The organism is Tigheibacillus halophilus (assembly GCF_042683165.1).
GTDB classification, from domain to species: domain Bacteria; phylum Bacillota; class Bacilli; order Bacillales; family Amphibacillaceae; genus Tigheibacillus; species Tigheibacillus halophilus.
The window spans coordinates 180,250-200,235 of sequence record NZ_JBHUIZ010000013.1 but is presented as its reverse complement, the minus strand read 5'-3'; the positions used below and the strand labels follow the sequence as shown (position 1 = coordinate 200,235).

Sequence of the window (19,986 nt, the reverse complement as noted above, 5' to 3'; positions counted from 1 at the left end):
AGAAGACAATATGCGCCAGCTAGGTATATGCCCAATCAATTAACAATCATATACATAACATATCAACAGATTCAGGACGTTTTCCAATAGATGATCTCATATTTTGAATGGTCCCAATACATTTTGTAAAGGATATGGTGCGATGCTTTATTATACAGGCTTGATATTTCTGGTGATTGCCGTCAGTATCGATGGTTTTGGTGTCGGTGTCACCTATGGGATGCGCACTATACGCGTTCCCTTTGCAGGACTGCTTATCATCATGTGCTGCTCGGGTTTTGTCGTATTGGTCTCGATGACAATTGGTGATCGTTTGAGTAATATCATTTCACCGGATATGACCAAAATACTTGGAGGTTCTATTCTGATTTGTCTTGGTTTATTTTCTTTAGTGAATGTAATCCGTTCGTACCTGTCAAGACAGCAAACGAATATAGAAACAAAAAGTAAGAGCGGACTTACCGGAGTAAAAAAAGTATTGGCAACCCCAGACCAGGCAGACTTGGATCATTCCGGCATCATCTCATCAGGTGAAGCCCTACTGCTGGGAACTGCCCTATCGATGGATGCCTTCGGTGCCGGAATCGGCGCCGCCATTGTTGGCTATTCACCTGTAGTCACACCTGCGTTAATTGCATGTATGAGCGGCATTTTTCTCTTTTCCGGCATCAAGCTCGGAACATTGCTTGCCCAAAACAAAAAAATGCAGCATATGTCTTTCATACCACCGATTTTATTGATCTCCCTGGGGATTTTTAATTTGTTTTAGATAGCCTAATAGGAAAAAAGCGATACGCAAGGTATCGCTTTTTTTCATGATTGTTTGCCGGAACGCAGGTATACATCTAAAATTGGGGTGCACAAACCAGAAATTACAGCGGCGAACAGGAAACTGATTCCCCAGCCGCCTACTCCTGCCCCGAGCATCTCGATCTTACCGATCATTTTAGGCAACACAGCCATGATGACGCCGGTTACAAATATGACAATCAGTGGGAAATATGCCAGGTATACTGCTTTAGCAGAGGCTTTCAACAAAGCAAAACCGAGCAGCATCAAAATGACCAACATGACTGCGCCAATTGCCACTACTGGACCTACCAAAGTATTCACCTCATTTGTTGCTATGTATTTTTTAAAAATATTATGTCATCTTTCAGTTTACATGGAAGCCTGACGAAAGTCAAACACATTTTTATTGCGCAGATAGATACTTTTTTTAAATGAAACCACAATTTTGGAATATCCCTTGATCATTCACTCGGGATTACAATTCAAGGCAGAATGCAGGCGTTCCATTTGACACTTCCTTACACATGTTTGAAAACATTCATGAATACGATGAATATAAAGGGAAGGAGGAACATACCATTCCATCTTCTCACTATTTCTCATAAGGAGGAGGATGAATGAAAAAAAGTTTCGTCTGGCAAATTATCATTGCATTCATACTGGCAGTTATCGTAGGACTCATTTTCGGAGAACAGAGCAAATATGTACAGCCGCTAGGAGATTTATTTCTCAGACTCATTAAATTCATCATCGTACCCCTCATACTTTCCACTATTGTTGTAGGTGTGACTGGGGCTGGAGATGTCAAGAAACTTGGGCGTCTGGGAGGAAAAACAATCAGCTATTATTTAATTACCAGTTTTATAGCAATTTGTATCGGGATTGCTGCAGGCTATCTTTTCTCACCAGGAAATGTCTCACACGTCGCACTGGAAGCTGGAAGTGTGGAAGTCAATGAAACAGAAGGCGTTATTGCGACATTACTAGCCATCATTCCGACTAATCCGATTGAAGCTCTGACGAATGGTGACGTGCTGCAAATTATCTTTTTCGCCATCTTCCTTGGTATCGGGATTACAGTTGTCGGGGAAAAAGCTGCTCCAGTACAGCATTTTTTCGATGGTTTGGCAGAAATCATGTACAAAATCACAAACATGGTGATGCTGCTCGTACCATTAGGTATATTTGGTTTACTTGCTCCTATTGTTGGTGCTTATGGCATTTCAGTCCTGCTGCCATTAATGAAATTGATATTGGCTATGCTTATTGCTTGTATCCTTCATGCAGGTATCATCTATTCCATAGCCGTTAAAAAGCTTGGTAAGATGCATCCACTTGTATTTTTCAAAGGGATTTTCCCTGCAGCTGCCGTCGCTTTTACTACCTGTTCCAGTTCTGGCACATTGCCGATCACGATGGAAAACACGGAAAAAAACCTTGGGGTTTCTAAACAGACATCCAGCTTTGTTTTGCCACTCGGAGCAACAATCAACATGGATGGAACTGCCATTTATCAAGGTATTGCCGTCATATTCGTTGCACAGTATTTCAGCATTACACTTAGTTTTTCTCAGCTGGTCATTGTGGCCATTGTCGCTACTCTTGCCTCCATCGGCGCTGCAGGTGTACCTGGAGCAGGGATGATCATGCTTTCCATGGTTCTCGCAGCTGTTAACCTTCCACTGGAAGGCATCGCCTTGATTGCCAGTATCGATCGGATACTTGACATGATGCGCACCTCTGTCAATATTATTGGAGATGCTTCTGCAAGCGTCGTCGTTGATGTGTCTGAATCCAATCGGAGTAATGACATGGTCTCCTGAACCACCGTCAATTTCCAGAAAAAATTCCCTGTGTTATGATGTTCGCTTCATCTTAACTGATGCCAAGTTCATGTTTTCCACAACTCCACTGTTGACCAGGGTTTTATTATACCTGCCCATCTCAGATAAAATATAGCGGGCGTTAGCAAGCGCCCGCAAATCATCGCTTGCAGGCATTTTTCCTCCTAATGATTTTGTTTTATGCTAATATGGGGTTGTGTCCGCCGGTGCCACATGAAGTGGCAGACCAGTTCAAATTGGTCTGTAACATCGGTAGTTGATAACATTTAAATGAAGGAGTCCAACATGACATACAAAGCATTATTTCTCGATATTGACGGAACAACCCTGAAGTCTGACCATACCTGCACTGACTCGACCCGGCAGGCGATTCTCGAAACAAAACAAAACGGAATTGAAGTATTTTTCGCAACAGGAAGACCGATTCATGAAATTAAAAAACTGGCTAATAAGCTGCATATTGAATCATTCATCGGCTATAATGGTGCCTATGCGACTTTTCAAGATAAAATGGTTCTAAATGCGCCCATGGAAAAACAAACAGTCTCTGACATCGTGCATACAGCTCAAAAACTTGGACATGATTTCGTACTTTACACATATGACAGCAATTATTTCAGTTCGCTTGATGCGACATCCACAACAAGTTTTATCCAATTGTTCCAATTAGAAGAAAACAAGCTTTACCAAGCTGAAATACTTGATCAGGTCTTAGGGATGACATTAATCAATGTGCAGGAAGATGAACTGGATGATTACAAACTCGGTAAGGACATGCATCTTTCACAAGTCAATATCGAAGGAGCACAATCCTGTTTTGACGTGATTCGGGATCAGATGAATAAAGGGCAGGCAATTAAAGAAGTCATGCAAGAGCTTGGCTACACCGCTGAAGATGCCATCGCTTTTGGAGATGGCATGAATGATAAAGAAATGCTGCAAACTGCAGGTGCAAGCTTCGCTATGGCAAACGCCCACCCCGACTTATTCCAATACGCGAAATACCGTACTTCTTCTGTTGATGAGGATGGTATTTCCCAAGGGCTTAGGAAGCTTGGTGTAATCAATTAAGTTCCAAACAAAAAACAGCTGCTGCCACGAGGCAACAGCTGTTTCATTTTGTTGATTAAGATGCAGCGCCCTCGACGTTCGGACGATTATCTTCTTTGATTAAAGCTGCAGCGATTGTTCCAACGATAAGCAATGCACCTGCAAAGTAGAATCCCATGTTCAGGCTTCCAGTGATATCTGTCAGAAATCCGGTAATGTAAGGTGCCAGGATGGAACCGCACATTCCGATAAAATTGTACACCCCAAAAGATGTGCTGTATGCATTTTTCGGTGCGTTATCAGCAACAACTGCAACAAGTACAGGGTTTGTACTGATTTTGCCGAAAATTCCGTAACCAATCAATGCTGCGTATAATACATACATGTTATCAAAAGCGACAATGGATACCATTGCAATGATGGACAGCGGAAGCATAACCAGCAATACCGGACGACGTTTTCCCATGCGGTCGGCTATCCAGCTGAACAAAATGGATCCTGGAACCGCAGCCCATGGGACCAGGGAAGAAATAGTCGCCACTGCACTTCCAGTGATGCCGCGAGCATGCTGCAAATAATACGGCATCCAAGTAACAACTACAAAGAATCCATAAATCGCACAGAAGATCGTGATATATGCCAAAATCAAGTTTCTGTTTTTAAACAGATCTCCAAGCTTCAATTTTTCCCCGTTTGCTGCTTCAGCTTGTCTTTCGGCCTTCGATTTTGGATGGTCTTTAATGATCCACCACATTAGAAGACCTATAATGACAACAGGAATTGCGATAATGTAGAACGGCGCCCTCCAGCTCATTCCCATCGTTCCAACTGTTATGCTGGAAATATAATATCCTCCTGATAAACCGAACGCCATCCCGCTGTTGATGATCGCACTGCCGACAGTGAGATGTTTTTGCGGAATTGCTTCTGAAGACAGGCCATAGGATGGACCATAATAAAAACCTTGGAACACCCCGACCATCAGCCACATGAATATAAACAAGAAGAACGAAGGCATCGCGCCTGTAATAGCTGCAAACAAACCGAAAAGAATAATACCTGGTACCAACACCTTCTTCTTACCGATTTTGTCGCCGACAATACCGGATGGTATGTTCAAAGCTGCATAGCCCAGGAAAAATATACTACTGATCAATCCAAGCTGTGATGCCGATAAACCAAATTCGGCCTGGACATTGTCCATCACAGGGTTAAGCACGGAACGTGTTCCATAAATCGCAACCCATCCCAGGAAAAATACAATTACTGCTTTCACCCAATAAGGGATCAACTCTTTCTTTTTATGAGAGTCTGCCATTTCTGCGGATGATTTTGCCATCATTTTTTCCTCCTCAAAGTTTTTATATAGGTCGATAGCAAAGACTGGATATGATTTCTTTCTACCCTCATCATAATGGAATGGGCATTACAGTAGAATAAAAATGAAAGTGTTTGCATTACAAAAACATTAAAAAAAACGTTTTCAGTTTATTCGCCAAACTTCCTCTCCACTATCCTGCAATATCTTCAGCCCATCTGGGATTGCAAGAAGTTAGAACTTGGGGCGATAGACTGAACCTTACGTTTACCACACGTCAAACTTAAGGTTATGAACAAGTCGGTATTGCTTACCAGTGCAACAAAAAAACCGGCTGCGAGCCGGTTTTATATATTGGATCATGGCGTACCAGCGTGTACAGTTTCATTGTTCACGCTTTTAAGCATGTATCCAAGCCCAGGATATGTGATAATGTATTCTTCTTTATTTATCAGATTTTCTTTGACTTTTCTCCTGATTCTCGCAATGGCGACACGCAAATATTCAATATCGTCTCTGTACTGTGGCCCCCATACTTCCGAAAGAAGTGTTTCATGCTGAACCACCTTGTCAATGTTCATAGCCAGAATTTCCACAAGGAGAAATTCAGTTTGCGTCAATTTTAATTCAGACTGATTAATCCAGCAACGCTTGCTGCCCAAGTCAATTTCCAACTCCCCAGTCTTCACGCAGGAAGTGTTGACTGAATGCTGTTCAGCCGGACTATCCTGTATTCGTCGTAAAACGGCATTCACTCTCGCGAACAACTCATCCAAGGAAAATGGCTTAGTCAAATAGTCATCCGCACCAAGGTTCAATCCCTGTACTTTGTCTTTGGAATTGCTTCTCGCTGTCAGCATAATAACTGGTACATTGCTGAATTTACGCAACTCTTCCAGAACATAAAAGCCATCCTGACCGGGCATCATGATATCCAGCAGTACCAAATCAGGAGAAATCAAATCGAATTTCTCCAGGAGGGACTCGCCAGATTCGACTGTTGTCACATCATAGCCAACAGATTTCAAATTTGCTGAAATGAATCGTAAAATTTTTGCTTCATCATCTACTACACAAATTTTTTGTTTCAATGTTCATCGCCCCTTTGTCAATGGAAAATAAAGTGTAAATGTGCTCCCGGTATCCGGACTCGAAGATACCGTTATCTTCCCTTCATGTGCTTCCATAATACCTTTACAAATGGCAAGGCCAAGCCCTGTCCCCCCTGATCTCCTTGTTGCGGTTACATCAACTTGATAAAAACGGTTGAATATTTTTTCCAGATGCTCTTCTGATATGCCAATGCCATTATCTGAAACAGAGATGGTAAGATAATCATCATCTGTACTTAGAGTGACAGCGATTTTCTTTTCTGTTCTGTCATTATAACGTAACGCATTGGTAAATAGGTTCAATAGTACTTGCTGAACACGATGTTTATCTGCATAGAAAAATAGATATTCTGAAGCTTTATTATAAAAATTGAAAGAAGCATCCTCTCTGAGTGCCATTGGTACCAGTTCAAGTGATTCTTCGATGACATGATCTGCACGAATCATATTACGCTCCACATACATAGTACCTGATTCGATTTTCGAAATGTCCATCCAGTCATTGACCAGATGCTGAATCCGGTCGATATCTTCGTGTACCCCCTCCAGCAATTCTTGCTGAAAAAGTGCGTCCCATTCGACATCTGGCCGCAGCAGTGTCTCCACACTGCCCTTGATATTTGTAATGGGGGTCTTGAATTCATGGGATGTCAGGGAAATCAAATTGTTCTTGAGCGTGTCTATTTCTTCCTCTTTCGTGATATCCCTGATCAAGAGTCCTTCTCCCACAGACTTTTGATCAGATACAACGGAAAACTTGTTGAGCATATAAAAGTCTGTCTTCCCTGTCTCTTTTTTATATTCCAGCTTGAGCTCTCCATCCTCATTATTGAAAAATGATGCAAGTGTTTCTTCCTCCACCTCGAACATGGCAGTGAATCTCTTCCGTACATCATCCATGTTTTTCAATGCAGCACTACTATGTGATTCATTTTCAATAATGTTCCAGAAAAATTCATTCACATATTTAATCTGTTGCTGGTTATCAAGCAGCATGATCCCTTCGAACATACTTTCAAGTACTGCCTCAAGCTCAGCATGTTTATCCCGGTAAAGTTCATAAAGCTCTTTGTTCTGCAACATTATAGCCAATGATCTGGCAAATGTCTGTAAGAATTCCCTGTCGTTTCCAGTTACCGACTGGTCTTTATCCAGATTGACAGCAAGAAAACCTTTGCGGGAATTACCAAATACAATTGGTTCCACTAGCTGACTGGCACTAGGAGTGAAGGCATTGAAATATGTCTGGTAATCAGGAATGGCATGAATCTCCCTGCTGGTAACCGCCTTATCCTGATAAAAGACATGGATATCAAATTGGGTAAACTCTGTGATATCCTGTAGACAGTGCTGAATAAAATGTGCCATATCCCGTTCTGACGTCACGGAAGTAATCAGCTTATTCACAGCACTTAATTCATTATTTTTATTTTCCAGATTCGCCGTTCTTTCTTGGACCCGCTTCTCCAAATCAGCATTCAATCTCATCAGTTTTTCCCTGCCGTCAGAAATTTCCTCCATCAAGTCATTAAAATAAATGAGTAGTTGCTCCATTTCCTTAGGTCCTTGGATCGTCTGCTTAACTTCGACTGTTTTTTTCTTCTGGTAGCCTTTGGTATAATCTTTGATATACGTCAGCAATGCGCGTATGACCCTTTCTAACCGATGGGTCAAAATCAAACTGGCAGTTACGACAACAATACTGGTGATAAAGACAAATATCAGGATAGTCAAAATCGATTTTTTGTAGGTGTTAGTTATGACCGTTGTCGGGTTAGCAATCCAAATGGTCCAGTCCGGGTTGCTCAATTTCGCATAAGTGATAAATTCGCTTTTTCCATTATCAGATTTATAAGACATGCTTCGCTTTCCGGACCCTTTTTCTTTCTGCATGTATTTCACAACAGGTGAATCTGAGAAATTAGCAATTTCTGTTCTTGCATCAACATCCGGGTGGATGATGGCATTATAATCCTGATCAAGTACGACCGCATGGCTTGCTTTTCCCAATATCCTGCTTTTTACATAGGATTCCAATTCACTCAAATCCAGCCCGCCCAAAATGTATCCCTGCATTTTTCCGTCATCATTAAATATAGGAGAGACAATCGTGACAAGCAATTTATCCGTACCGCCCCTGCCATGGAAAATAGGTGAGATGACCGTATCCTTTTTTCTTAGCAGCTCTTTATAATAAGATCGGTCACTGAAGTCCAAGGACTCTCTTTTGGCGCCATCCGAATATACGTCCGGAAAAAACACAAGAGAATGCCCGCTTTTATCACCGACATATAAATTAAGAAATCCTGGATAGTTTTCTTTCACCTCTTCCAGTTTCTCTTTAATTTTGCCGTAATCTTTCTGCTCATATAGTTGCGAGATGTTCTGCGACATTGTCTGAATGATTCTTTCATGCTGTTGCACATAGTTTTTGATATAATCCTCCAAGAAGTCAGTCATACGTATCTGACTGTTCTGGTTTTCATTCACTAATGTTTTCACATGATAGATTTGAAAAATACCAAGCAGAACGATAGACAATAATCCAATCGTGAGAAAAGAGTATATGAGTTCTTTTTTAAATGATCTATTTTTTTTCATCACAAAACCTCGCTATGTGTGTTCCCGCGTTATCTGACAGCACTCTTCCTCAGTATAATCGATTTGGCAGCAGCTTGCATAGTGCATATGAGCACAAGGAAATGTTTAAAAGAGGCTGACTCTATTGTTAGTGAGAGACAGCCTCATGTTGAAGCATGGAAAAATAGAAGTCCTAGCGCTTACTTTTAGCTGGTAAGGCACTCGTACTTTTCCATGATTATTATGAGATTTGTGTTCCGGCTTTACCTTCCATTGCCAAGTCAGCCTGGTCCAATGAACAAATGATCGCTCTCCCACCTAATTCAGCGAATTTAATGGCAGCCTCCATTTTCGGTCCCATGCTTCCAGCAGAAAACTGTCCTTCTTTTTCATACTGTTTTGCTTCCGCAAGGCTGATGGCTCCCAGTGCTTTCTGATCTGGTTTTCCGTAGTTGACAAATACATTCTGCACATCTGTCAAGATCATCAACGTATCTGCTTTTGCTTCTTCGGCTAGCTTGAATCCGCTTCGATCTTTATCTATCACGGCTTCGATTCCTTTGTAAGTACCGTTTTCTTTTTTAATGACAGGAACACCGCCGCCTCCAGAAGCGATCACGATTGTACCGACATCGGTCAGTTTTTTAATCGTTTCAGATCCGAGAATCGATTTCGGGTATGGGGATGCAACGACCCGGCGATATCCGCGTCCCGCATCTTCCTTGACGATCCAGCCTTTTTCTTCAGCCAGTTTATTGGCTTCCTCTTCCGAGTAGAAAACACCAATCGGTTTAGAAGGATTTTCAAAAGCCGGATCATTTTTGTCCACTTCGGTCTGTGTCAGGATGCTGACGACTTCATTGGTTTGTCCTGCTTTATGCAACTCGTTTTTCAACGTCTGATCCATCATATAACCGATGAAGCCTTGAGACTCGGCACTGCAGACATCTAGTGGGAACGGAGGCACAACATCCTTCGCCTCTTCATTTTGTCTTAAAATATTGCCGACTTGCGGTCCATTGCCATGCGTCACAATGACGCTGTGTCCATTCTTGACAATTCTAGCGATGATTTCTGTGCTTTTCCTTACATTTTCAAGTTGATTTTCATATGTTGCAGCTTGTTTCGGCTGCAAAATGGCATTTCCGCCAAGTGCGATAACTACTTTTTCTCCCATTCTATTTCCTCCTGATTGCCAGTAATCCGATAAGCATGCCAAATAATGTGTCTGCACCGGAACTGTGACCCATTTCTATGAGTCTGCGCATTTTACTTTTTAAAAGCTGCTGATCGTCATTCATTAATTGGTCTACGACTTCAGTGACAGTGGAACTAAATTGTCCATTTATTGCATATCTCAGGTATTCCCTGCCAACATCTGTTGTCAGTTTCCCATTGTACACAAGCTGCTTCAGCACTTGTAAAAAAACACCGCTGTGTTGATTGGTTCCATATAAAACTGCAAGCATCCCGACGAGATGATCATCGCCGGACGGAGTCAGACCTTTCCCTCTGCCGATCAAAAACCGAAGTACTTCCTCGATTTCCGCAGGTTGACTTGAAAACACGACATCTATCAGACGACGTAAATTCTGCTCACTTTCGTTCTGGCAGGGCGCCCCTTCCAAATGTTGCAAAATGAATTCTTCTGCAAATATATCTAAACCAGTAGTGACGCCGTACTCCAGCAGGAAGGAAATGAAGGGTGTCAGATTTTTTTCAATGATAGGATCAGCCTGTTTCGCAGTATTAATAGATAATTTCATGGTCTTCGCATACTGTAAATCAATGTGATAATTCATGTCCAAAAATGCGATATATCCCTTTTCCCTTTCCCATTTTACAGATTCTTCCAATGTCAAATCGGCCAGCAATTTTCGTAATGCGTTGTGCTGCAAATGGATGCCAAAAGGGAGAGAACCATTCTTAGTTGTACCAATAAAGTATAAATTTTTGTCTATTTTGATGTTGAAACCATTATTGAAAATGCTATGGACGACTCCAAACTGAGAGCCGGTAAGAAGCAGAGGAATATGTTCATGATATTCCTCTGCATAAATCACCTTTGTCAGTTCCATTGTCGCTGACATATTAAATCAGTCCCAATTTTTCAGCGTATGCTTCCAATGCTTTTTCAAAACATTCCTTCGGCGCCCGAACTGTACCTGCACCCACCTGGCCGACGCCAGCTTTTTTATGTGCGATACCAGTGTTAATTACTGGCTCAATCCCTGTTTCCACTACTTTTCGAGCATCGATTCCAAGGCAAGCTCCTTGAAAATCCCAAGTAGGAATCGTGAAATTCGGATTATTGCCGATACAAATTTCAGTCATTTCATTACTTGTTTTCAATGCATCCTGGAATCCGCCCGCGCCAACGAAACGGGTTACACCAGGTGCTGCAATCATAGCCATACCGCCGACGCCGATTGTTTCAGTGATGGCACTATCACCGATATCAGGGTTTGCATCATCTTGGGAATACCCGGTAAAGAACAAGCCCTGTGGTGTATTGACAGGTGCTGTGAACCACTGGTCTCCCATACCGCTGATACGGATACCAAAGTCTTTGCCGTTTCGGCACATTGCTGTAACGACAGTACCTTCTTCAATTTTTCTTGCGCCATCCATCACCGCTTTGCCTGTGGCCATCATGATGTTCAAGAAGAACTGATCCGTATCAGCCAGGAATTGAATGACATCCTTGCGATCATTTTCATCCATATCGACCTGTACAACATACGGGCTGATTTCTTTAAGGAAAATCAATGATGCCGCGATATTGCGTTGATGGAATTCATCACCCATTGTGATTGCTTTGGCGATCATTACATTCAGGTTCATGCCATCTTCTGTCAGTTTTAATGCCTTTGAAAGAGTGGGTCCAAGTACATTTTGCATCCATTTCAATCGGTCGATAACTTCTTGAGAGTTAGCTCCGAAACGCAGGACTTTACCAATACCTTCGTTCATGATGCAGTACGCTTCATTACCTTCACTGCGATTTTCTACAACAAGTACAGGCATATTTGCAGAAGTGATGCCGCCCATTGGGCCGACTGCATTGACATGGTGGCAAGGAACGAATTTCACTTCGCCAGCTGCCAACATTTTTTCAGCTTGCACATCCGTCTCAGCCCATCCTTCATATAATGCTGCACCGATGCATGAACCTTGCATTGGTCCTGTCATATCTTCCCATTTGATTGGCGGTCCGGCATGTAAAATCACTTTTCCTTCACCGAATGCGTTGATTTTTTCTTTTGCTGGTACAACATCTACCAAAAATGGTGATGAACCGATGATTTTATCTATAACTGCCTCATTAGCTTCATTAATCGAATTGTATTTCATCTTCCTACACCTCATTATTATTTGATCAAGGGTGGCCAAGCCTGCCATTTATTATTTCCGGCAGGCCAGTCCCTTGTTTGCTGATGCTGTCCCTGACGTATAAAATCCGGAGCAAAGATGCAGCTGCATATAGCTGAATAGACCGATTATTTTAGCAGACTTAAAATCTTCCGCATTTTTTCATTGCCGCCAGCAATCGGTCGCCAGTCATAATGGACTACTGGTGCACCATTGGAAACAATTGCGTCGGTGAAGCTCTTCAAGCCGACATTGACAATGCGTGGCCTTTCCGTAACAAATGCCTTGATTTGTGCAGAAGTATCCAAATCGAACTGTTTAGTTGCTTTATAGTCAACCAGCTGCTTTTTAGGATCATCAATTTGCAATCCGATGATGCTAAGAGCTGTACGAACAGCTTCGTTATTGTTATCCTTCACAATAATACCGGCATCCTTGAGTCGGTCGATATGCCCTTCGTAGCTTTGAGGATCATTTTTCGTGCCACAGACAGAGGCAACGAAATACAACTGGCGTCCAGCTGCGTGAGCAATTTCACGTGCTTTTTCAATCGATGGCATCAATGCGCTCGCCATATCTTCATGGGATCCAAAACCAAGTACATAATCAAGTACGATGACAGCTGTTTTCTCATCTTCAGCAGCCTTCACGATGTATTTAGCTCGTGTTTCCGGATCAATCATCGGATGCGGTTTACCTTGTGTATACTTGTCATCTCCAAGGTCGACTACTTCATGGCCTTCGTGCTTCAACACATAGCCGTCTTCATTTTTGATATGTGTGCCAAGGCCGAGCGCGTCAGATACGAGCACAGCCGTTTCAGAAGCCAAAGTCCCGCCGGAGAACAATCCTTTGATTGCATTTTGTCCTTCTCTCAATTCGACACCGTCAACATGGTAATCCCCTGCGTTGTAATCCGCTTTGATTTCATTACCTCGGGCAAGATCAACAGCGATTTTTGCAGTTTCTGCTAAAGTGTATGCCTGATACACGTTACCTTCATGCTGTGTTGGTTTTTCACCTACAAAGATGGCAACAACTGGTTTGGACAGATTATGAAGCAATTCCAAAACCTCTTCACGAACTTCCTTAGCAGGCGGTTTGGAAATGATCGAGATTATTTCTGTTGCAGGATGATTTTCCAACGCCCTGATACCATCCATCATGGTGATTGCCCCTACTGGGTCCTTCAAGTCTCTTCCACCCGTTCCGATCGCATGGCTGACACCTTCACCCATCCGGTCGATCATAGCGGATACTTCCTGGATACCTGTTCCCGAAGCGCCGACAATACCGATTCTGCCTTTGTTGACAACATTGGCGAATGCCATTGGAATACCGTCGACAATGCCTGTACCGCAATCAGGGCCCATGACAAGCAAGCCTTTTTCATGTGCTTTTTGTTTTAGTTTCACTTCATCTTCCATTGAAACGTTGTCACTGAACAAAAACACGTGCAGTCCTTCGTCCAATGCTTTATCAGCTTCTTCAGCAGCGTATTGTCCAGGTACGGAGATTAACGCCATATTGGCATCAGGCAGTACGCTTTTCGCCTTATTCCACGTACGGACTGTTTCAAAATCAGAGGCGCTTGAGCTGATGGATTGGTCTTTTAAATATTGATCAACTTTTTCCAACACTTCCTCAACCTTGCCCTCATCGTCCGTATCGATGACAATGGCCATATCGTTTGCCTCGGCATTACCAAGTTCCTCAGTATAAAGACCGGCTTCTTTGAAAATATCCTTGTTGGCAGGTGTTGCCATCATGATTTGAACTTTGTTGACACCATCCGTTGCAGAAACAGAATTAGTCAGTAACATGAGATTGATAGAATCTTGATAAGAATTCTTCTTAATAATTGTATGAAGCATGTTTTTCACCTCTGTTTTTGTATTCAGCTCTGTTCATGAATCGGAACACATGCTGTCTGCTTCATCAAATTCACATCTAACATCTAACCACTTGCATTGTATCTCACATAGCATTACATTCGAATAAAATTGGAAGTGTTTACATTAAAAAAACATAAAAATAACCATGAATTCTACTTTTCTGACGTTTTCTGCCGTATGATGGAAGAAAAGTAAAGAATGCTGCACAGCCTGGAAAGTATTCGTGGCCTTAAAGCATTCATCATTCATCTTCTATCAATATAACCAACACATAAAAGAAGGGTGTTATATGTCGACTACATTCGTTTACAAACAGACTGATGATTGTCAAATGAAGGGAGAATTGTACCCGGCAAGTAATGAAAATGCCCCCCTGTTAGTTTATATCCACGGTGGCGGATTGATTTGGGGAACAAGAGAAGACATGAAAAAGGAGCAAATCAGGATGTATAATGCAGCTGGATTTCATGTTTTTTCCATTGAATACAGGCTAGCCCCAGAATCAAAGCTACCATCAATCATTGCAGATATTGCAGATGTTTTAAAATGGCTGCATTCTGATAAAAGCAATGAAATTGGTCATAACCGGGATAAAATTGCAGTAATGGGAAGCTCTGCCGGGGGTTATTTAGCTCTAATGGCCGGTACATTTACTGTGAAACCAGCCGCAATCATTTCTTTTTACGGATATGGGGATATTACGGGAGAATGGTATAAAAAACCAAGCTCTTATTTCAATCAAATGACTCAGGTTCCGAAGATGCTGGCTGACCAGCTTATCCAACCTTACACCATTGCCAGTTCTCCAATCGAAAAAAGATATGCTATTTATCTATATTGCCGCCAACAGGGTAAGTGGCTTGATTATGTTGTGGGAAATTCAACGGGCGATGGTTTACTCGATGAATATTGCCCTATCACAAAAGTGACTTCGGCATATCCGCCGACACTTTTACTGCACGGTGACCGTGATGAGGACGTCCCGTACGAGGAATCGGTCCGCATGCATAAGAAACTGGATGCACATGGCGTTAAAACAAAGCTTATCTCATTTCAAAACGCACCGCACAGTTTTGACAACAATATGCAGGAACAAGATGCTGTCAACGCTCATGAACAAGTCATCTCTTGTCTGTCGCAGTGGCTTCAGATTCCTATTGAAAAAAAATAGTGTTTGATGCGGAATGCAATGCTCGTTCCCAAAGCTGGCAATTGATTCGAGGCTTCGTACTATATCAAAGATTCGATAAACAAACACAGCCGTTGCACCTGCGCAATAGCTGTGTTTGTTTGCGCCTCCGTTCAAATTTCCCTGGCTTGATAACGCACTTGTGTATTCCTCAGCCTTTATCATCCTTTAGTGTGTTACCAGACAAGACGCTTCTTCAGCGTTTTAACGTAATTCCTGCTTACTGGCAGCTGGTCTTTCACATGGTGCAGTTCCAGCAAATATGCTCCATTGAACCAGGGAGACAATTTTTTGACATATTCCAGATTGATCAAATAGCTTTTATGAATGCGAAAAAATCCATACTGCACCAATTTTTCTTCCATTTCCCTCAGTGATGCCTTGATTTCGAATTCCCCTGTTTTAGCAATGATCTTTGTCATTTTATCTTCACGGAACATGTAATAGATGTGTTGAATCAATACGTAATTTATTTCCCCATCCATTTCAACAGCCAATTTTTTAGCAGGAGCCTCCACTGGCCCGCCGATTGATTGCAGCGGTGTCAGCAAATGCCTATGGAGCCTTTGTACCGTTTCTGCCAGTTCAGCTGCATCATATGGTTTGAGCAAATAATCGATTGCCTCTAAACGAAACGCCTTGGCTGCGAACTGGGGATAAGCTGTCGCGAATACAATGAGCGGCTTTTTCTTCAATTCTTGCAAAGAACGAGCTACTTCCAACCCGCCAATTTTCGGCATCTCCATATCAAGGAATACGACATCCGGCTGCAGCTGCACCGCCTTGATGACAGCTTCTTCACCATTGCGCGCCTCTCCTGCAATCTTGATAAAGTCATAGCTGCGCAGCAAAAAAGCCAATTCCTGCCGTGCATATCGCTCATCGTCCACTAACAGCGCCTTCATTTGTTCTCTCATCGGTTCACCTTCTTTTTTGGCAGCTTGCAAGCTACAGTCGTACCTTCACCAGGAATACTTGTAAACCGTAACCCCGCTTCCCGGCCAAAGGTCATTTCCATGCGCCGATTGACATTGTATATGCCCATCCCTGTTCCGCTTGCTGATGGAAGTTGTTTTTTTCCAACTACTTGCAAAACATCCTCAGACATTCCTACGCCATTATCTGTCACACTAAGTACAATATAATTTCCTTCATCTTTGAAACGGATCGTGACAAGACTATTTTCAAGCATGTTTTTAATACCGTGCTTGATCGCATTTTCGACAAGTGGCTGTAGTGTCAGGGGAGGGATTTTCCCATGCAATACGTTCTCATCAATATCATATACGATTTGCAATTTATCAACGAACCTTGCTTTCTCTATTTCCAAATAGGCTTTTACATGAAGCAGCTCCTGTTCAAGAGAAACAAGCTGTGCCGTTGTTCCATCTAAATTCTGCCGCAGAAACTTAGCAAGTGATGTCAACAAATGCCTCGCCTCGTCCGGATTAACTCTTACCAGGGATATGATGACATTCAAACTATTGAATAGAAAATGTGGACTAATTTGGGCCTGTAACGCTTTGATTTCCGCCTCTTTTGCAAGATTCAATGCATGTTCGGCCTCGGCAATTTCCAATTGATTGCTAAGAAGCGAACTTAAACCGCTCAAGAGCTGCTTTGTGACATGCGTGATCTCTTTTTCGGACTGATAATATAATTTCAGTGTGCCGATCGTTTTACCGCTTTGTTTCAACGGAGCGACAATACCCGCATAAAGCGGGCAGTCCGAATGCTTACAGTGGATGGCATGTTTCTCTGCAATGATAAGTTCGCCATCGGCTATGACCTGTTCTGTAAGATGTGTCTGGAGTGGCTGACCTGTTTTGTGATGGTCGCTGGCAACACCGACATGTGCCAAAATATATGTCCGATCGGTGATCGCTACTGCAGCGGGATGTATTTCCTTATAAAGGATATCACAAACAGCCTGCGCAGACTTTTCTGTCATCCCCTGTTTCAAATAACGCAAAGTCTGGTCAGCGATGCGCAAGGTCTTTTGTGCTTGTATAGCTGAGGCCTTCTCTTCTTCGCTGACAACACTACGAATAATCAACATGAACAATGCTGTACCGATTCCATTTGCTATAATCATTGGCAGTCCAATCATCTCGACCAACGCAAGCGCCTTTTCAAATGGCTTCGAAATGATTAAAATCATCCCCATTTGCATCGTTTCTGCCAGTGCTCCGATGGCAAAGGCTCTAATCAAAGTGAGATCTTTTCCCGAGCGGTGAAGTGCACCTGCCAGCAGTCCAGAGATAATCGTGGCTGTACTGCATGATACAGCAGTGAATCCGCCTAATGTCACGCGATGGAAACCAGCGATTATTCCGGCTCCAAGTCCGACCTTCATACCGCCAAGCAGACCAGCAATCACAATCCCTATGACCCGGGAATTCGCGATAGCTTCATCTGAAGCAAGTTCCCAATTGACACTGTTGAAATACAGCTTGTCAGTATCAAAAGCGACGCCAAAATACGTGCCTATGATTCCAAAAAAACCAAAAAATAACATGGCAAAACATTTCTGCTTCCAAGTTAATTGGTCGTGGTGAAGCATACCGCGGAAAAAACGGAACCTGGTCAAAATGAATGCAACTGCAATAATGATTCCAATTCGTTCCAGCATCGTCACCAACAGACTGAGCATTTCTTTCGTCCCCCTTATAGGTTGCTGACTTTTCTGCCATCCATCATTCTTTTATCTGGTACCTTCCCAATTGCTTAAAAATGGCTGTACAATGATTGTACAGCCAAACACGCATGCAGGGTCACCCTTTGCATACGCAAGAACCACACATGTCAGACAGATAACGGAAGCAAATTCGCTAATTGGCTCAGATCGATATTTCCTCCCGAAACAACACATACGATTCGTTTATGTTTTACATGCAGTTTATGATGCATTACTGCTGCAGTGGTGACAGCTCCTGAAGGCTCCACCACCTGCTTCATTCTTTCCATGATGAATTGTTGTGCTTGTCTGATTTCCGATTCACTGACTAACACCAGGTCGTCCACATACTTCTGTATGACTGGAAAAGTCAAATCACCTGGCTGACTTGAACGTAAACCATCTGCGATCGTTTCTGTTGGTCCGATGGCAATGAGTTTTCCTGCCTGTAAAGACCGATATGTATCATCAGCAAGTTCTGGCTCGATACCGATAACTTTTACAGCAGGATTGATCGCCTTTACAGCCGTCGCTATACCGGAAATCAATCCGCCTCCTCCGACAGGAACTAGTACGATGTCTGCACCTTTAACTTGCTCCATGATTTCCAGTCCGACTGTTCCCTGACCTGCAATAACCAACGGATCATCATATGGCGGAATGAATACCCCGCCATGCTTTTCAGCCAATTCCTTGGCACGTGGCAGCCTTTCTGCGGAAGTCCGGCCACAATATTCAATCTCGCCGTTATATGCCTTGATTGCGCTCACTTTACTAGCTGCAGCATCCTCCGGGACTACAATCCTCGCCTTGATGCCGAGTTGATTGGCAATATACGCAACCGCCTGCCCGTGATTACCGGAAGATGCTGCGGTAATGAACGCAGCACCCGATGTTACAGCTGCCTTCACCTTATTTGTTGCCCCGCGGATTTTAAACGAGCCAGTCTTTTGCAAATGCTCCGATTTTAAAAACACCTGATTGCCAGACATTTCATCGAGCTGTTTTGAAGTGATGACAGGCGTATTGTGAATGACGGCAGAAATATTTTCATGTGCCTGCCGAATATCTGTTATCGTAATCATATTTTGCAAATTTCCCTTCCCCTGTAAATTAAAAATCTTTTTCTACTGTTTTCTGTACTTCTTCCAATGATTTACCCATATTTGATTCCACTGCTGCGACATATGCGCTTTCCACAAGTGGTGTTTCCATGACGATGATTTGCTCGGTTTCCATCATTTCTACTGCCATTTCGGCATTCATTTTTGCACTGCCTAAATCATAGAACACAAGCACCCCAGCACCCTCATCCGCTTTTTTCATGGCAGCCATGATTTTATCAATGCTTGTTCCAATCCCATTATCTTCTGTTCCGCCGGCAGTTTCCACTGGAATATCGGTGATAACCTGTCCAATCAGTTCCTGAAGGCCTGCTGCAATTTTGGGGCTGTGTGAAACTAGCACAATTCCTACTTTTGCCATGTGATCATACTCCCTTCAAAACTTCAGCAAGTGCTGAAAAAATATAATATGAAGAGGCTGCTCCCGGATCGACTGCTCCTTTGGATCGCTCCTTGAAATAAGCGGCTCTTCCCTTTGTCGCCGTTAGATCTTTTGTTGCTTCCATTGCATTTTCTGCTGTTTCTACAAGTTTCCCTGCATCTAACGATGTGGCCTCCTGAAAATAATTGGAAACTGGCTCCCAGACATCGATCATTGTCTTTTCCCCTGCTTCAGCTTTCCCGCGCTGCTTGATACCTTCTGTTGCTGCCTGCAACGCTTTTGCGAAAACAGGTAAATCAACGGGATTATCATCTTTGCAGATCGTTGACAATCTTAAAAAGGCAGTCCCATATAAAGGACCGGAAGCGCCGCCAATCTTTGACATCAATGTCATTGCCGCATCCTTAAAAACCTCCCCAGGTGCTTGATAATCTGCATCGGATATTTTTTTTACAACCTCTGAAAAGCCACGTGCCATGTTGACGCCGTGATCCCCATCACCTGTTGCCTGATCAAGTTTTGTCAAGTGATCTTTTTTATCCTGAATATATTCATCTGCTTTACGCAGCCAGGAAACAGCCGAATTAGTGTCCATGATATTCATGAAAGTCCCTCCTTGCTATATTTTTTTCCGTAATCATCATCTTGCAA

Annotated in this window: 18 protein-coding genes; 4 read left to right on the top strand and 14 right to left on the bottom strand. The window is 42.8% G+C overall.

What is annotated here, in order from left to right:
• Positions 1–142 precede the first annotated feature (142 nt).
• On the top strand, positions 143–769 hold the full coding sequence (gene ytaF, locus ACFSMW_RS14385; protein ID WP_390356760.1) for a sporulation membrane protein YtaF: 627 nt from the start codon (positions 143–145) through the stop codon (positions 767–769).
• A 44-nt stretch (positions 770–813) separates the two neighbouring features.
• On the opposite strand, the gene ACFSMW_RS14380 is transcribed toward ytaF, so the two are convergent.
• Positions 814–1,104 carry a hypothetical protein gene (locus ACFSMW_RS14380; protein ID WP_390356758.1) on the bottom strand — a complete coding sequence of 97 codons (291 nt, stop codon included), beginning with the start codon at positions 1,102–1,104 and terminating at the stop codon, positions 814–816.
• A gap of 305 nt (positions 1,105–1,409) precedes the next feature.
• Here ACFSMW_RS14380 and ACFSMW_RS14375 point away from each other — a divergent pair, with 305 nt between their 5' ends.
• Entirely contained in the window at positions 1,410–2,615 is a 1,206-nt protein-coding gene (locus ACFSMW_RS14375; RefSeq protein ID WP_390356756.1) for a dicarboxylate/amino acid:cation symporter, read from the top strand.
• Positions 2,616–2,648: 33 nt separating this feature from the next.
• Here the strand turns inward: ACFSMW_RS14375 and ACFSMW_RS14370 are convergent, their stop codons facing one another.
• The gene (locus ACFSMW_RS14370; protein WP_390356754.1) at positions 2,649–2,792 is read right to left on the bottom strand and encodes a hypothetical protein; all 144 of its coding nucleotides are present in this window, start codon (positions 2,790–2,792) and stop codon (positions 2,649–2,651) included.
• Positions 2,793–2,921: 129 nt separating this feature from the next.
• Between ACFSMW_RS14370 and ACFSMW_RS14365 the strand changes: the two genes are divergently transcribed.
• On the top strand, positions 2,922–3,707 hold the full coding sequence (locus tag ACFSMW_RS14365) for an HAD family hydrolase (RefSeq protein WP_390356752.1): 786 nt from the start codon (positions 2,922–2,924) through the stop codon (positions 3,705–3,707).
• A gap of 55 nt (positions 3,708–3,762) precedes the next feature.
• On the opposite strand, the gene ACFSMW_RS14360 is transcribed toward ACFSMW_RS14365, so the two are convergent.
• The 7 genes from ACFSMW_RS14360 to fdrA all read right to left on the bottom strand — a co-directional run bounded on the left by ACFSMW_RS14360 (position 3,763) and on the right by fdrA (position 13,942).
• Positions 3,763–5,025, bottom strand: coding sequence for an MFS transporter (locus tag ACFSMW_RS14360; protein ID WP_390356750.1), 1,263 nt, complete (start codon positions 5,023–5,025; stop codon positions 3,763–3,765).
• A 338-nt stretch (positions 5,026–5,363) separates the two neighbouring features.
• Positions 5,364–6,095, bottom strand: a complete 732-nt coding sequence (locus tag ACFSMW_RS14355) for a response regulator transcription factor (RefSeq protein ID WP_390356748.1) — start codon at positions 6,093–6,095, stop codon at positions 5,364–5,366.
• 3 nt (positions 6,096–6,098) lie between these two features.
• Positions 6,099–8,717: an ATP-binding protein gene (locus tag ACFSMW_RS14350; RefSeq protein WP_390356746.1), complete on the bottom strand. Its 2,619-nt coding sequence runs from the start codon at positions 8,715–8,717 to the stop codon at positions 6,099–6,101.
• Between the two features lie 220 nt (positions 8,718–8,937).
• A complete protein-coding gene (gene arcC, locus ACFSMW_RS14345) occupies positions 8,938–9,873 on the bottom strand; it encodes a carbamate kinase (protein ID WP_390356744.1) in 936 nt (311 codons plus the stop codon).
• A gap of 1 nt (position 9,874) precedes the next feature.
• Entirely contained in the window at positions 9,875–10,786 is a 912-nt protein-coding gene (locus ACFSMW_RS14340; RefSeq protein ID WP_390356742.1) for an oxamate carbamoyltransferase subunit AllH family protein, read from the bottom strand.
• 1 nt (position 10,787) lies between these two features.
• Positions 10,788–12,050, bottom strand: a complete 1,263-nt coding sequence (locus tag ACFSMW_RS14335; protein WP_390356740.1) for a YlbE family protein — start codon at positions 12,048–12,050, stop codon at positions 10,788–10,790.
• Positions 12,051–12,196: 146 nt separating this feature from the next.
• Positions 12,197–13,942, bottom strand: coding sequence for an acyl-CoA synthetase FdrA (fdrA, locus tag ACFSMW_RS14330; RefSeq protein ID WP_390356739.1), 1,746 nt, complete (start codon positions 13,940–13,942; stop codon positions 12,197–12,199).
• Between the two features lie 310 nt (positions 13,943–14,252).
• Here fdrA and ACFSMW_RS14325 point away from each other — a divergent pair, with 310 nt between their 5' ends.
• Positions 14,253–15,134, top strand: coding sequence for an alpha/beta hydrolase (locus ACFSMW_RS14325; RefSeq protein ID WP_390356737.1), 882 nt, complete (start codon positions 14,253–14,255; stop codon positions 15,132–15,134).
• Between the two features lie 194 nt (positions 15,135–15,328).
• On the opposite strand, the gene ACFSMW_RS14320 is transcribed toward ACFSMW_RS14325, so the two are convergent.
• The 5 genes from ACFSMW_RS14320 to dhaL form a co-directional block, all read right to left on the bottom strand.
• Positions 15,329–16,069 carry a LytR/AlgR family response regulator transcription factor gene (locus tag ACFSMW_RS14320; RefSeq protein ID WP_390356735.1) on the bottom strand — a complete coding sequence of 247 codons (741 nt, stop codon included), beginning with the start codon at positions 16,067–16,069 and terminating at the stop codon, positions 15,329–15,331.
• Positions 16,066–17,805, bottom strand: a complete 1,740-nt coding sequence (locus ACFSMW_RS14315; protein WP_390356733.1) for a LytS/YhcK type 5TM receptor domain-containing protein — start codon at positions 17,803–17,805, stop codon at positions 16,066–16,068. Before ACFSMW_RS14315 ends, ACFSMW_RS14320 begins: the two co-directional genes overlap by 4 nt.
• Before the next feature lie 152 nt (positions 17,806–17,957).
• Positions 17,958–18,914 carry a threonine ammonia-lyase gene (locus ACFSMW_RS14310; protein ID WP_390356819.1) on the bottom strand — a complete coding sequence of 319 codons (957 nt, stop codon included), beginning with the start codon at positions 18,912–18,914 and terminating at the stop codon, positions 17,958–17,960.
• Between the two features lie 28 nt (positions 18,915–18,942).
• The gene (gene dhaM / locus ACFSMW_RS14305; protein ID WP_390356731.1) at positions 18,943–19,314 is read right to left on the bottom strand and encodes a dihydroxyacetone kinase phosphoryl donor subunit DhaM; all 372 of its coding nucleotides are present in this window, start codon (positions 19,312–19,314) and stop codon (positions 18,943–18,945) included.
• A 4-nt stretch (positions 19,315–19,318) separates the two neighbouring features.
• Positions 19,319–19,939 carry a dihydroxyacetone kinase subunit DhaL gene (gene dhaL, locus ACFSMW_RS14300; RefSeq protein WP_390356730.1) on the bottom strand — a complete coding sequence of 207 codons (621 nt, stop codon included), beginning with the start codon at positions 19,937–19,939 and terminating at the stop codon, positions 19,319–19,321.
• Positions 19,940–19,986 lie beyond the last annotated feature (47 nt).

Bases quoted from the DNA above. Each gene is read 5' to 3' on its own strand.
- ytaF (WP_390356760.1), top strand. From the start codon at position 143: ATGCTTTATTATACAGGCTTGATATTTCTGGTGATTGCCGTCAGTATC.
- ACFSMW_RS14375 (WP_390356756.1), top strand. From the start codon at position 1,410: ATGAAAAAAAGTTTCGTCTGGCAAATTATCATTGCATTCATACTGGCA.
- ACFSMW_RS14370 (WP_390356754.1), bottom strand. From the start codon at position 2,792: ATGCCTGCAAGCGATGATTTGCGGGCGCTTGCTAACGCCCGCTATATT.
- ACFSMW_RS14365 (WP_390356752.1), top strand. From the start codon at position 2,922: ATGACATACAAAGCATTATTTCTCGATATTGACGGAACAACCCTGAAG.
- ACFSMW_RS14360 (WP_390356750.1), bottom strand. From the start codon at position 5,025: ATGGCAAAATCATCCGCAGAAATGGCAGACTCTCATAAAAAGAAAGAG.
- ACFSMW_RS14350 (WP_390356746.1), bottom strand. From the start codon at position 8,717: ATGAAAAAAAATAGATCATTTAAAAAAGAACTCATATACTCTTTTCTC.
- arcC (WP_390356744.1), bottom strand. From the start codon at position 9,873: ATGGGAGAAAAAGTAGTTATCGCACTTGGCGGAAATGCCATTTTGCAG.
- ACFSMW_RS14340 (WP_390356742.1), bottom strand. From the start codon at position 10,786: ATGTCAGCGACAATGGAACTGACAAAGGTGATTTATGCAGAGGAATAT.
- ACFSMW_RS14335 (WP_390356740.1), bottom strand. From the start codon at position 12,050: ATGAAATACAATTCGATTAATGAAGCTAATGAGGCAGTTATAGATAAA.
- fdrA (WP_390356739.1), bottom strand. From the start codon at position 13,942: ATGCTTCATACAATTATTAAGAAGAATTCTTATCAAGATTCTATCAAT.
- ACFSMW_RS14325 (WP_390356737.1), top strand. From the start codon at position 14,253: ATGTCGACTACATTCGTTTACAAACAGACTGATGATTGTCAAATGAAG.
- ACFSMW_RS14320 (WP_390356735.1), bottom strand. From the start codon at position 16,069: ATGAGAGAACAAATGAAGGCGCTGTTAGTGGACGATGAGCGATATGCA.
- ACFSMW_RS14315 (WP_390356733.1), bottom strand. From the start codon at position 17,805: ATGCTCAGTCTGTTGGTGACGATGCTGGAACGAATTGGAATCATTATT.
- ACFSMW_RS14310 (WP_390356819.1), bottom strand. From the start codon at position 18,914: ATGATTACGATAACAGATATTCGGCAGGCACATGAAAATATTTCTGCC.
- dhaM (WP_390356731.1), bottom strand. From the start codon at position 19,314: ATGGCAAAAGTAGGAATTGTGCTAGTTTCACACAGCCCCAAAATTGCA.
- dhaL (WP_390356730.1), bottom strand. From the start codon at position 19,939: ATGAATATCATGGACACTAATTCGGCTGTTTCCTGGCTGCGTAAAGCA.